Source organism: Micromonospora phytophila, from assembly GCF_023656545.1.
Classification (GTDB): Bacteria; Actinomycetota; Actinomycetes; order Mycobacteriales; family Micromonosporaceae; genus Micromonospora; species Micromonospora phytophila.
In genome coordinates this window covers 1-11,424 of the sequence record NZ_JAMOKF010000175.1, presented here as the reverse complement: position 1 = coordinate 11,424, position 11,424 = coordinate 1, and the positions used below count along the sequence as shown (strand labels likewise).

Genomic DNA, 11,424 nt, shown 5'->3' with positions numbered 1-11,424 from the left:
CCGCGGCGAACTGGTCCGCACCCGGATCACCGTCGACGGCGCCGAGTGGTTCGACGGCGAGGCCAGCTGTGTGCTCTTCGGCAACGTCGGCACGATCACCGGCGGCATCCCCGCGTTCGACGACGCCGCGCAGGCCCGGCTCACCGAGGCCCTCGACCTCGCCGCCGAGCTGCACCGCGACGACCGGCGGGTCCGCGAGCCCTACCTCAACCACCTGCTGCGGGTGGCGATCCGGATGACGCACCACTACCAGGTGCGCGACGTCGACGTGATCGTCGCCGGCCTGCTGCACGACGCGGTGGAGGACCACCCCGACGAGCTGGCCGGCGAGCACGGGGACGCTGACCCCACCCCCGCCGCGCTCGCCGCCCTCGCGCGGCGCTTCGGCCCGCGCGTCGCCCGCCTGGTCGGTGCGGTCACCAACCCGGCGTACGACCCCGACCGGGACCGGCACACGCAGTACCGCGAGCACGTGGCGGCCAGCCTGGACCGCGAGCCGTGGGCGCGGGTCATCAAGGTCTCCGACTTCACCGACAACGGGGTGGGCGTCATCCACACCGTCGGGCCGAAGGTGGCCTCGTCGGCCCGCAAGTACCGGCCGCTGGTGCCGGTCTTCCGCGACCTCATCACCCGGCCCGACACCCCCCTGTCGGCGCCGGTGAAGCGGCACATCCTCGACCAGCTCGACCTGGCCGAGGAACGCTTCAGCGCCATCCTCGACCAACCCGCCCACCCCAACTGACCACGGGGCGGGGTGACCCCCAAGATCAGTTGATGGAAAACGGTTGGAATCGGCCTCGAAGCGACTGTTTTTCATCAAATGATCACGGGTTGGCCCTCTCCGTGCGGCGTCGACGTAGATCCCGGGCAGCAGCCGGAGCAGGCGCCCCGAACGACAGGCGTTCTCCAACGCCCAGCGCGGCACACTCCGGAGCACGTCATCCCGGGTGACCAGTCCGTCGCCCCGGTCGACCATGGCTCGGAGCAAGGGGTCCACGCCGCCACCGTGCCGCGTGGGGCAGTCTTGCGGCCAGCGCGACCGGCAGCACTGTGGACGGCGACTCCGCCGTGGACGAGTCCCCGCCGGACCGCTTGGCGTGCTATGGCGGCCTGGGTCGTCCCTCCCGGCCCTGGTCCCGTCCGCCCCTCGGCATTCGCGCCGCCCCGGCTATCTGTGGCCGGCGGCCTTGTGCTGCTTCGTACGGGTGAGGTTGCCCTGCGGGTCGTAGGTCTTCCACTCGCCGACCTTGCGGCCGACCTCGTAGACGCCCTCGTCGAGCACCTCGCCGGTGGAGTGGTACCTCGTCCACGGCCCGTCCTGCTTGCCGTCGACGAAGGCGCCCGTCTGCAGCAGGCCGCCGCCCTCCCGGTGCCACACCCAGTGCCCGGTCAGCTGGCCGGCCGCGTACGCGCCGTTGGCCTTGAGCTGGCCGTTGCGGTACCAGTAGGTCCACTCGCCGGTCTTCTCGCCGTCGCGGTACTCGCCGGTGCCGGAGAGAGTGCCGTCGGCGAACCGCTCCTCCCACCGACCCGTGCGCCGCCCCGCCTCGTCGGTCTGGTTGACCTCGTCGCTCATCCCCGCATGGTGCCGCACCGGAGGCTCTGACGGGTGAACCCGGACCGGTGACGCGGGTGGCGTTCTTCGCCTGTCGCTCGGCCGGCGGGTCACGTCAGTGCCGCTCACGCCCGATGTCAGACTGTCCTACATGGATTGGTTGCCGCTGGCTAGCACGGCCGCGGGCGCGGTGATCGCGCTGTCGGGCACACTCTTGGTTGACCTGCGACGTGAGCGGGATGTCCGCTCCCGGGACCGCGAAGTCGATTCCTGGCGCAACAGCATCGACTTCGCGCTCGCGCTGGACTCCGCGCACAGTCTGCTCCGAGACGTTGCTCAGACCGGGGCCGCCGCCGCAGATCTCCACCAGGCCGCCGGGCGCGCCCTGGTGGAGGCGAGGCTTTATCAGGCCCGCGAGCGGCTGCTCATGTCGGGCACGCCGGATCTGGTGACGGCGGGTGAGGCGGCCTTCCGCCGCCTCATCGGCATCCGCGACGTCATCCGCGCCGGCGCCACCGTCCCCTCCAACGAATACCACGATGCTTACCACCGTTACGCTGAAGCAATCTGGAGCTTCCGGATGATGGTGCGAAGGCACTTCGGTCATCAGACGATGAGGCCGCAGCACTTCGACCTGACGAACTGGTCCGGCCGCGAGGACTGCGACGACTGCGCAACGCCGCAGCAACACCAGGTCATCTGACGGTCGCGCCGCCGAGTTCGACAGCCCAGCAAAGCGTCCGTGTGCGCGTTCGTCCTCGCCGCTTTCCGGTCGTACTCGCCGCCTGGGCCACCGCCGGGCCGGGCAACGACGGCGGGCTCAGCGCGCCGCCGGGATGCGTCGAGACCCGCTGGCGGTTCTTCACCCGCGTCGCGAACTGCTCCGGCCCACCGATCTGCGCGTGATGCCGCAACAGGTCGGAGACGCCGTCCCGATTCGCGTCCCCGCCCTCCGCGCGTCGTGAGGTCCGGTAGCAGTCGACGACGTTCTCCACGGCGCGGTATCGGACGCCCATGGACCAGATGGCGTCCATGACGCAGAGCGTCAGGCTGTCGGGGTAGCCGGCCGGCGCCGGTCGCCAGGTGGCGGGCGGGCCCAGACCTCCTGCGCACAGGTCGCCAGGCGGCCGGCGTCGTCCGCCGCGCAGTCCACCGTGTCCATGTCTTCTCCTCCGGAACGCTGATCGTCATCGCCGGCGCCGCCCGCCGGCGAGCGCAGATGGTGAAGCGCGTTCAGGAAAACATCAGGGGTACGACAACAATGGATGCGTCGGCCGGGCCACGGTCACGGTCATGTGCCGGATCAGCGGTGGCCAGACTTGCATTTCTTTCGCGCCCGCGCGGCGGCCGGTAGATCGGCCACGACCTTGTTAGCTTGAACCGGCAGCTCATCAGCGGATCACGACGACACGTTGAGGCGCGAGTCTCCAAACCCCCTGCGCAACCCCTCGATCAGCCACCCCTGCGCGTATCGCCGCACTGATGCGCCGACCTGCTCCGCGAACCGGGTGGTGGAGGGACTCCGCAACGAGGGAGGGGTGACGTGACCGAGGCTTCAGGCGGGGAGCCGACGTCGGAGAGACCCGATCGGCGGTGGGTCGATCGCGGGCCGGATCTCGGCGCTCAGGTCTCGGAAGGGTTCAAGACCCTCTGGAAGTACCTGGCTGCGGCGGCGGGGAGACTGAATGCCGCTGCGGCGGCGGACCCGCTCTCTCCACCGCCCGACGAACTCGTCGAGCGACAGGACGTGTCGGGGCCGATCGTGGTTCCGGCCCAAGGGTACGTGTTCGGCTTCACCGTCCTCGCCACCCTCACCTGGTCGTCCAAGGGCGTGCGACCGGAAATCTTGAGCTGGTACGCGCACCACTTCATGTCAGAGGCGATCCAACGCGTGAGGGATGCCGCCGCCCAAGAGGCCCGGAAGTTGCCCGCACACCGGGGTGGCGAACTGGAGGTGGCACTGCAGCGGGCGCTCACCGAGCAGGACCCGGCCCTGTGGAGCTACAAGCGCGGGACGGTGCACGTCAAGTGCCGCCCGCAGGTGTCGGTACGGCTCGAGGGACGGGTCAGGCAACTCCTCCAGCCGCACTGGGAACGCCTCATCGAACTGGAGTGCCAGAACGACCTCTACACGAGACGGGCGCAGTACGCCGAGCGGCTCAACCGGCGGTGGGTGGCAATCATGGACGAGTTCGTCGACCATCCCGCACCCGACGAGGCGGCGCAGGCGATCAAGGAGGAACTCGACCGCGCCCGCCAACACATGATGGCGGAACAGAAGGCCGCCGCGCAGTGGAGCGAGGACCTGCTACGCGAGCGGCGACGCCACGAGGGCATCTTCGAGCCCTTCACCGCGATCGAAATCATTCAGCAGAGATCGCAGGGCCAGGACCACGGGACATCCGGGCAGTCGGGCGAGGCGTAGCGGCCGGCCGGTCAGATGGCCGCGTGAACCGAGGGCCAGCAGACAGTGGTCAGCCGCGACCATGATTGCGGTGGTCGCTGCCCGGGCTGGCGCTGATATCTACCCGCGCCGGCGCCCGACAATCACCTGGCGAAGGGTGTGACTCCTCTGCAGCTACTGCTTACTCTTCGTCCTGTTTTTCCATCCCGCCGGTCGCCTCGTAGTGCCATCCGTCATCGTCGCGGCGAACCCTGCGGTACTCCACGTACCAGGTGCCTTCACGGGATTCATGGGTGAACTCCACGAGTTCGTCGGTGGCGCCAGCCAGTTGCCGGTGCACCCCGTCGAGTGGCCCACCATGCAGGTGCGCAACCAATCCAGTCATGTCTGCCGCCTACCCACGCCCTTGCCGGGCCATGCCTCCGGCGGCACAGCACGTCCTGCTCCCTGATCACTGGCGGGGCGTCGCGCGCTGCGGCGTGCTGGCAATCGCTCATTAATCCGCCGTTACCTCTCGGCCAGCTCCAGAGTCACGGCCCTGGCTCCTGGATCACGCTCGAATGTGAACCGGACGGCGGGTGGGCCGGGTCAGCGGCTTGGATGATCCGTTGCAGGGCTTGGTGCAGCTCGCGGCGCTGTTGCGGACTCAGCCAGCCGAACAGCTGCTCGCCGACCTCCTCCGCCGCCATGTTGGCCGAGGCGATCACTCTCCGGCCCTGGTCAGTGATCGTCACTGAGAAGGCTCTTCGGTCGCGGGGATCTCGAGTACGCCGCGCGAGCTGCTGTTCTTCCAACCGGTCAATGACCCGCACCAGCGTCGACTTGTCGACTCCGAGCAGGTCAGTCAGCTGACGCTGGCTGAGCCCGCCTGGCAGCAGGAACTGCAGCACCCCGAACGACCGAACGTCGATCCCCAGCCGCGCCAGGGCCGCCTCCAGTCGGTCTCGGCTACGGCGATGGGCCATCTGGAGCAGCAGGCCGGTCGCCACGTGCCCGTCTGGCAGCGGCGCGACGGTGGGCCACTGCGGCGATGGGTCAGCCACCATACCGTCGATCATACCTTCCCTGAGACGATCTCATATGAGATATTCTTGTTTGACAGGCGGGAGGGTCTTCATGTTCGAGGCAATCCAGGCAGTCGCCGACGCGCCGACACCGGTGAAATGGGCGGTAGCGGGAGCCGCGGTGCTCGTGATCGAGCACGTCATCGCGCTCGCTACGCCACCGTACGGGCTGCACGTGCCCTTCTTCTTCCACCTCAGCTTCGGCGCGCTCTACGCGTGGCTCGGTGTAGAGGTGGGCAACGGCCAAGGCTGGGCGGCGATCACGCTGAGCGCGCTGCTGGCCACCCAGCTCATCGGCCGGATCTTCGTCTGGCGTGCGGAAGACCGCAGCTACGCGATGCTGGTCAAGGCACTTCTCGCCACCGGCGCGGCGATCACCGTGGCGGTGCTGGCGCTGCTCTGGATACCGGACTCCGCACGTGCGTACCTGATCGGATGACCGGCTTCCGGCATTTGCCGCAGTAGCCATGCATGGTGGTCAATCAGTTGCGCGCGGCGTCCGGTCAGGCAGCGACTGCGGGGAACACTACGAGCGATCCGTCGCTGCTTCGTTCGATCTCAATCGCAACGTCAGCTTGGTGGACTCCCACGTTGAGGCCATCACCCAAGGCGCGAAGGCGGTATGCGGCTTTGAGTAGGTCGTCGACCTCGCCCTGCGTGAACATGATGCTTCGGAAACCGCCGGGACGCTTCAACTCGAGAGTCGACAGTCGAAGTAGGACCGAGTTGATGCCTGATTCCAACTCGTCGACGCGGCGCTCGTCGTCGCGCAAGTTTCCGATGAAGCTCTTGAACGGATTGTTCGTTCCCGTCTGTTGAGCGTGTTCAACTGCTTGAAGCACGAGCACTCGGCGTTTGAGAGCAATGGCGAGTCGGGCAAACTCCAAGTGTGCGCGGAATGCGCCGCCTTCCTCGTCGATACCCGGGAATGATTTTGTCAATGCGCCGATCTCAACCGGGCCGTCAGGCAGCGCAGCCAGCGCACCTTGCCATTTTGTGAGCCGACGCTTGGTTCGTTCGATCGCCGTGTTGATCGCGTACGACGAGGAGTCCAGCCCTAACGACAGGCCGATTCTGCCCTGGTCGAGGAGAACCGACGTCGCCTTGTCGATCGCGTCACGGCAACCGTCCAACTCACTGCGTTCGTCCTCGAGTTTGTCTTCGTGCAACTGCTCCAGGAGGTCGGTGATTCGCTCGATCGCTTCCTGGCGTTGGTGATCAGCGTAGGCGCTGACGCCGACCGCGACGGCCATCAGCACAAGTGGCGCGGCCACTGTCAGCGCTCCGGCGCTGGCCGCGGCCACACCAGCTGTGGTGGCCGATCCGGTTGCCGCACCTGCAACAGCGGCCTTACCAGCAACGGGCACAAACGTGGCATTGGCTGCGATGCCGGTGGAGTTGACCAGCGCGCTGTGAATACCTCCGGCGGATGCCTTCGACGCCATGGGCCGGACAAGTCCTTTACCGACCTGTGCGGCGACCTTCGCCGGTACCACCATCCGATAGAGCACGTCGCCGGTAGCGGCGACGTTCAGCGTCGGAGGCGCTGACTTCGCTGTCTGAGCCACGAGGTGCGACAACTGCTGAGCGAGCGGACTGGCTGCATGAAGCGAAATCCCGCCGTTCCGATCGCGCTTGGTTGACATCGGATGCGCTTCCAGCGTGGCGATGGGGGAATCTGCGAGTGCCGCCAGGACTGTTCTCAGTTCTGCGAGTCGGGCCGGTGTCATGCCCTCGCCGCCTAGCACGGTCGGCACACTCACGGCCTCCGTAGCCAGTGTCCACACTGGCACGGGTGCCTTGTTATCAGCGGTCACGTCTCATCCCTCCCCAAACTGACATCACCATAGGCGGTGGTAACGACACCGGCGTCGGGCTGGCGGCCTTTTGTCAGCGCAGCCGTCCAATGCCGAGTGCCCTGACCCTGACCCTGACCCTGTAGCAAGATGACATGGTTGTCACCGCAGATGGCCGGCCAGGCCCGGTCCGTGCATCTCGATACGACCAGGACGGGCGCCGCAACGATTCCGCCCGCCGCGAGGCGGTGGCGGTATTCGAGGACCTGACCCAGGCCCAGCCGGAGCTGCTCGACCTCGTTGTCCCCGACCACGCTCTTCACCTCGGCGATGAACTGCCGCCCGTCGGCGTCCCGCCAGGCCAGATCCACCGGTACGCCGTGCAACCCCGCACCAACCCGTACGCCCTCCGCGGCGAGGTGGTCGATCAGCGTCCGGCACAGCCGATCGTGCTCACTCACCCCGGCCCGGTAGGCGTCCGCGTCGAACGACCGCTGCGCCGGCAGGTCGGGCGACACCGCCGACCCTGCGTACTCCCGGTCGAAGCCCCGATCGCCGCCGGTCTCGGCGGGCGCCGCATCGGCGAGCAGGGTCTCGGCGGCCCGCCAGGCTCGACCGGCGACCTCGGGCCGGTACCGGCTCTCGAATGGAAACGGGCCGGCCGCCACCCAGGCGTTGAGCATCCGGGCGGCGGCCATGACCGGCGGCTGGCGGAGCAACCACAGCGCCGTGTCGATGTCCGGGCAGGTGAGGAACAGCTTCTCCTCGGCGAGGGTCTTCGTCCGGTCTTCCGGCACCTCGATGCCGCGCCGTCCCCACTCCTCCAGGTCCGCCGCGCCCGCGTCCATGGCGAGGACGATCGGCGCTCCCGCCACCCGCAGCCACACCTCCTCGCCGGACTCGTACACGCCGAGGGTTTCCAGCACTCCGACGGTCAGCCGCAGCAGCGGACCGTGGCCCTCGTTCACCCGCGACAGCAGCCAGTGTCTGCCGGCGGTCGGTGCCGCCTCGGGCACCGTCATCCGGGCCACCCATCCGGCCAGCGCCCACGCCGCGCGCTGCGGCTCATCCAGCCCGTCGGCCCAGTCACCGTCGAGGGCAGCCGGTGGCGGGTCGAGCGGTGCTGGCTCCGGGTCGGCGAACACCCACGCCGCGAGGTCGGCCGGCTGGGTGAGCTGCCACAGCCGGGACCGACGGGCCGCCAGCATCTCGGTCAGCTCCTCGACGTCGTCCGCCGACCACAATCCGGTCGGCCCTGACTCGTTCTTGACCTGCTTCTGCAGGTCGGACAAGAGCAGCTTCCGGTCGATCACGCGACGACTCTAGTCGTCCCGTGGACGGGACGGAGGTACCCGTAAGGCCCAATCTGGCCGACGGGTCGCTACCTACGGCTCCCGCATCCAGGTCTTCGGATCGGTGACAAAGACGCCCTTGCCCTGCTGCCGACGGATCACCCGCAGCGCTTCGAGCCGGGCGTAGGCCATCTGTACGGTCCCGTGGCTGACGTCGTAACGAGCGCGCAGCTCAATGATCGAGGGCAGCTTGTCCCCCGGCTTCAACTTCCTGGACCTGACGTCGGCGATCACATCATCGGGGATGCGCCAGTAATCCGGCACTTCTCGCATGGCACTCCTCGCGTGGCGATCCGATTCGATCACACCGCGACGCGCCTAACAAGCGACGTTGACTCATCTGACATGTCTAGCTATGTTGATTCGGAGCCGTTCCTCGCGTGGCAACGAGTTCGGCTCATCCCCCGGTCGGGGCGGGTGTGTGTGCCCGTCCCGACCCACCGGACTGCTCTGCTGGCGTACCGCTGATTTGAGCTGCGGCGGCCGAGCGGGCGGGTCGCCCGCGGCCCCCGCGCGGACGGCCCGCCCTTCCCACACCCCTGCCGGGAGCCTCCGCTGCCGCCTGCCCGCAGAGAGGATCGTCGTGGCTCAGGTGTATCGAGGTGGCCAGCCCTACCCGGCCGGTTACCCGAGCCGGTTGACGCCGCACGAGGTGCGGACCCGCGAGTTCGCCGCGCGCCGGCGCGGCGTCGACCGCGTGGAGGTACGCGAGTTTCAGGCCCGGGTGGCCGACGAGCTGACCATGCTCAACGAGGCGGTACGGCTGCTCAGCCAGGAGAACGACCGAATCAAGCGGGCGCTGCGCGACTGGCAGACCCTGCACGCGCGGGAGTGCCGGCCGCCGCAGGAACACCACCACAACTCCGGTCACTGGTGACCGCGCGCCCCTCCCCCGGCGACCTCATCGTGGTCGACGGCCGCGCCTCGGTGCAGTTCGCCGGGGACCGCGCCCTGACCTTCCGCGTCGTCTCGGTCTCCGACCAACCGACGTACGCCGGCTGGATCTGGCTGACCGGCTACGTCCTCAACCACCGTGGCGAGGCGACCGCCAAGCGCGAGGTCTACGTCCAACTCACCGGCCTCCACCCCGCCACCAGCACCCCGGCCCTGAAAGCCTCCCGTGCTACCCGCCCCTGTGCTTCGCGAGGTGACCAAGGTGACGGCAGAGCGGCTCGCGCCCGCTCGGGGGCTGCGTGCTCGGGCTGATGCTCGGTGACGCGATCGGCGCGACGGACGGCGAGGTGCCGGTATCCGGGGCACTGTTGGCCCCGGCGGCTAACCCCCCGATCGCCCTGGTCCCCGGTCAACGCCACGCCCGCTAGGGCCCGGTCGTGGCACGACGGCGACTGCGGCCTCGGCAGCCGCACGTGTCAGCCCTGGTCGGCCGCGAGTGGTAGGCGGATCAGGCGCAGGAGTCGCATACGCCGGTCGCAGGAAGTTGCAGACGACAGGTCGGACAGAGTGGCCGGCGAGGTTCCGGAGCGCGAGCCCGTTGGCGTGCCACAGCCGCTTTGAGCTTCGGTGCGAAAGCGATCCTGCCACCGTCCGGCGGCAAGCCGACCGCGTCGAAGTGGCGGTAGCAGGTTAGACGAGCTGCGGCGGCGTGGCGCTCCCGCTCCATCTCGTCCTCGACGGCTGGTTCCCCCGCGACCTGCAGCACTTCCTTGTAGCCAACGCCGACCTTGCCATCGTCGGTGTGCACCACCAGAGCAGTCAGCGGCGGATCCCCGCGGCGATTGGCCTCCCGGACGACTCGGCCGAGGACGGGGCCGATCCAGTTGTGCAGGAGAGCGGAGGTACGGATGCCGGACCTGGCCTGGACCTGTTCACCCAGGTTCTTGTAGGTGATGATTTCGTGGTAGCTCCGCGCCACCCCGACCAGGATTTCGTATGCGTGGCTGGCCCAGACGTCCCAGGCTTCCTCCGCGGAAACCCGCTCCCCGGATTCCCGCCAGTACCCGCGCTGCTCCACCGTGTTCCTCCGCTCCCGTGACCGGACGCCGGCCGACGAGAGGAGGGTAGAGCTGCGGTACGACCAAGCGTGTGTCGACACTCAACGGCTCGCGCGAGGACCACTCCGGACGTCCCGTGTCGTCGCGCCGCCACCGCGAGCGGCGGGTCAGCTCGGGACGTCGCGGCGCCGGAAGCCGACCAGACCCGCGCCCACCAGCGCCACCCCCACCCCGGTCAACACCACCAGCGGCAGCACCGCCGGATCCACCGCCGGCACCGACGGCACGTGGGCGTACGGCGACAGGTTCACCACCGCCTGCGGCAGGTCGAGCACCGCGCCGAGCTGCCCGAGCAGCAGGAACCCGATCAGCGCCGCCCAGGACAGCACCACCGACCAGCGGGGCGCCAGCCCGACCAGAGCGGTCACCACCCCGGCCACCACCAGCAGTGCCGGCACCCGCAGCAGCGCCGCCCCGCCCAGCTCCACCGCCCGACCGATCGGGTCCCCGGCGAGCAGGCCGTACCCGAGCCCGGTGGCCAGGCCGCCGAGCAGCACCAGGGCGAGCGCACCGAGCACCGCGCCGAGCACCTGGGTGCTCAGCCAGCGGGTGCGGCTGACCGCCGTGGCCAGCACCGCCTCCAGCAGGCCGTCGGTCTCGTCGGCGCGGGTGCGCAGCAGCGCCTGCACCACGTACGCCCCGATGGTCAGCGCGAACAGCCCGAGCATCGCCGCGAGGTACGCGTCGATCAGGTTCGCCCCGCCGCCGAGCTGGGCGATCGCCTCGGCCGCGGCGGGGTTCTCGCCGATCATGTCCTGAACCTCGTCGGCGGCCACCCCCATCGAGAGCCCGAGCACGGCCACCCCGACGGCCCACCCGACGAGCGCGCCCCGCTGGAGCCGCCACACCAGCCCCGCCGGGCTGAGCAGCGCCGACGGGGCGCGTGCCGGTCCGCGGCGGGCGGCCAGCAGCCCGGCGCCGAGATCCCGCCGCTCGGCGAGGGCGAACGCGAGCGTCACCCCGACCACCAGGAGCGCGACCGGCAGCGCGAGCACCCACCAGCGTTCCCCGCCGAACGCGCGGACCTGGTTGCCCCAGCCGAGCGGGGAGAGCCAGGACGGCCAGGCGCTGACGACGCGTACCCCGTCGGCGGCGCGCTCGCCGAGGACGTCGCCGGCGGCGCGCAGCGCGAAGGCCAGCCCGACGGTGGCCGCGGCGAGCGCGTTCGCGCCCCGGGAGGTCACGGAGACCTGGGCGGTGACCGCGGCGACGCCGGTGAAGGCGACGCCCACCCCGCCGAC

General features: G+C 69.4%; 15 protein-coding genes. 6 read left to right on the top strand and 9 right to left on the bottom strand.

Annotated elements, in window-relative coordinates:
* The first annotated feature begins 94 nt into the window (after positions 1–94).
* Positions 95–742, top strand: coding sequence for an HD domain-containing protein (locus NCC78_RS19750; protein WP_250796169.1), 648 nt, complete (start codon positions 95–97; stop codon positions 740–742).
* A 426-nt stretch (positions 743–1,168) separates the two neighbouring features.
* On the opposite strand, the gene NCC78_RS19745 is transcribed toward NCC78_RS19750, so the two are convergent.
* A complete protein-coding gene (locus NCC78_RS19745; RefSeq protein WP_250796168.1) occupies positions 1,169–1,576 on the bottom strand; it encodes a toxin-antitoxin system YwqK family antitoxin in 408 nt (135 codons plus the stop codon).
* 130 nt (positions 1,577–1,706) lie between these two features.
* Between NCC78_RS19745 and NCC78_RS19740 the strand changes: the two genes are divergently transcribed.
* A complete protein-coding gene (locus NCC78_RS19740; RefSeq protein WP_250796167.1) occupies positions 1,707–2,258 on the top strand; it encodes a hypothetical protein in 552 nt (183 codons plus the stop codon).
* Here the strand turns inward: NCC78_RS19740 and NCC78_RS19735 are convergent.
* Positions 2,251–2,670 (bottom strand): DUF8548 family protein, encoded by a 420-nt coding sequence (locus tag NCC78_RS19735; protein WP_504920538.1) that lies wholly within the window; start codon positions 2,668–2,670, stop codon positions 2,251–2,253. The genes NCC78_RS19740 and NCC78_RS19735 overlap by 8 nt on opposite strands.
* 428 nt (positions 2,671–3,098) lie before the next feature.
* Between NCC78_RS19735 and NCC78_RS19730 the strand changes: the two genes are divergently transcribed.
* The gene (locus tag NCC78_RS19730; protein ID WP_250796165.1) at positions 3,099–3,980 is read left to right on the top strand and encodes a hypothetical protein; all 882 of its coding nucleotides are present in this window, start codon (positions 3,099–3,101) and stop codon (positions 3,978–3,980) included.
* Positions 3,981–4,140: 160 nt separating this feature from the next.
* On the opposite strand, the gene NCC78_RS19725 is transcribed toward NCC78_RS19730, so the two are convergent.
* Positions 4,141–4,344, bottom strand: a complete 204-nt coding sequence (locus NCC78_RS19725; protein ID WP_250796163.1) for a hypothetical protein — start codon at positions 4,342–4,344, stop codon at positions 4,141–4,143.
* Between the two features lie 145 nt (positions 4,345–4,489).
* The gene (locus tag NCC78_RS19720) at positions 4,490–5,005 is read right to left on the bottom strand and encodes a MarR family winged helix-turn-helix transcriptional regulator (RefSeq protein WP_250796162.1); all 516 of its coding nucleotides are present in this window, start codon (positions 5,003–5,005) and stop codon (positions 4,490–4,492) included.
* 70 nt (positions 5,006–5,075) lie between these two features.
* Between NCC78_RS19720 and NCC78_RS19715 the strand changes: the two genes are divergently transcribed.
* Positions 5,076–5,462 carry a hypothetical protein gene (locus NCC78_RS19715; protein ID WP_250796161.1) on the top strand — a complete coding sequence of 129 codons (387 nt, stop codon included), beginning with the start codon at positions 5,076–5,078 and terminating at the stop codon, positions 5,460–5,462.
* A gap of 64 nt (positions 5,463–5,526) precedes the next feature.
* Here the strand turns inward: NCC78_RS19715 and NCC78_RS19710 are convergent, their stop codons facing one another.
* The 3 genes from NCC78_RS19710 to NCC78_RS19700 all read right to left on the bottom strand — a co-directional run bounded on the left by NCC78_RS19710 (position 5,527) and on the right by NCC78_RS19700 (position 8,444).
* A complete protein-coding gene (locus tag NCC78_RS19710; protein ID WP_250796160.1) occupies positions 5,527–6,840 on the bottom strand; it encodes a hypothetical protein in 1,314 nt (437 codons plus the stop codon).
* Positions 6,837–8,132, bottom strand: a complete 1,296-nt coding sequence (locus NCC78_RS19705; protein ID WP_250796159.1) for a hypothetical protein — start codon at positions 8,130–8,132, stop codon at positions 6,837–6,839. The genes NCC78_RS19710 and NCC78_RS19705 overlap by 4 nt, the downstream gene beginning before the upstream one ends.
* Before the next feature lie 72 nt (positions 8,133–8,204).
* Complete coding sequence (locus NCC78_RS19700; RefSeq protein ID WP_250796158.1) at positions 8,205–8,444, bottom strand: winged helix-turn-helix domain-containing protein; 240 nt, start codon at positions 8,442–8,444, stop codon at positions 8,205–8,207.
* 310 nt (positions 8,445–8,754) lie between these two features.
* On the opposite strand from NCC78_RS19700, the gene NCC78_RS19695 reads away from it, so the two are divergent.
* The gene (locus tag NCC78_RS19695; protein WP_250796157.1) at positions 8,755–9,048 is read left to right on the top strand and encodes a DivIVA domain-containing protein; all 294 of its coding nucleotides are present in this window, start codon (positions 8,755–8,757) and stop codon (positions 9,046–9,048) included.
* The gene (locus NCC78_RS19690) at positions 9,045–9,377 is read left to right on the top strand and encodes a hypothetical protein (RefSeq protein WP_250796155.1); all 333 of its coding nucleotides are present in this window, start codon (positions 9,045–9,047) and stop codon (positions 9,375–9,377) included. The genes NCC78_RS19695 and NCC78_RS19690 overlap by 4 nt, the downstream gene beginning before the upstream one ends.
* Before the next feature lie 196 nt (positions 9,378–9,573).
* Here NCC78_RS19690 and NCC78_RS19685 read toward each other — a convergent pair whose 3' ends face one another.
* Together NCC78_RS19685 and NCC78_RS19680 are read right to left on the bottom strand one after the other, a co-directional pair.
* Positions 9,574–10,143 carry a hypothetical protein gene (locus NCC78_RS19685; protein WP_250796153.1) on the bottom strand — a complete coding sequence of 190 codons (570 nt, stop codon included), beginning with the start codon at positions 10,141–10,143 and terminating at the stop codon, positions 9,574–9,576.
* A 147-nt stretch (positions 10,144–10,290) separates the two neighbouring features.
* Positions 10,291–11,424: ABC transporter permease (locus NCC78_RS19680; protein ID WP_250796151.1), on the bottom strand; the 1,134-nt coding region annotated here is incomplete at its 5' end.

Bases quoted from the DNA above. Each gene is read 5' to 3' on its own strand.
- NCC78_RS19715 (WP_250796161.1), top strand. From the start codon at position 5,076: ATGTTCGAGGCAATCCAGGCAGTCGCCGACGCGCCGACACCGGTGAAA.
- NCC78_RS19740 (WP_250796167.1), top strand. From the start codon at position 1,707: ATGGATTGGTTGCCGCTGGCTAGCACGGCCGCGGGCGCGGTGATCGCG.
- NCC78_RS19725 (WP_250796163.1), bottom strand. From the start codon at position 4,344: ATGACTGGATTGGTTGCGCACCTGCATGGTGGGCCACTCGACGGGGTG.
- NCC78_RS19720 (WP_250796162.1), bottom strand. From the start codon at position 5,005: ATGGTGGCTGACCCATCGCCGCAGTGGCCCACCGTCGCGCCGCTGCCA.
- NCC78_RS19700 (WP_250796158.1), bottom strand. From the start codon at position 8,444: ATGCGAGAAGTGCCGGATTACTGGCGCATCCCCGATGATGTGATCGCC.
- NCC78_RS19745 (WP_250796168.1), bottom strand. From the start codon at position 1,576: ATGAGCGACGAGGTCAACCAGACCGACGAGGCGGGGCGGCGCACGGGT.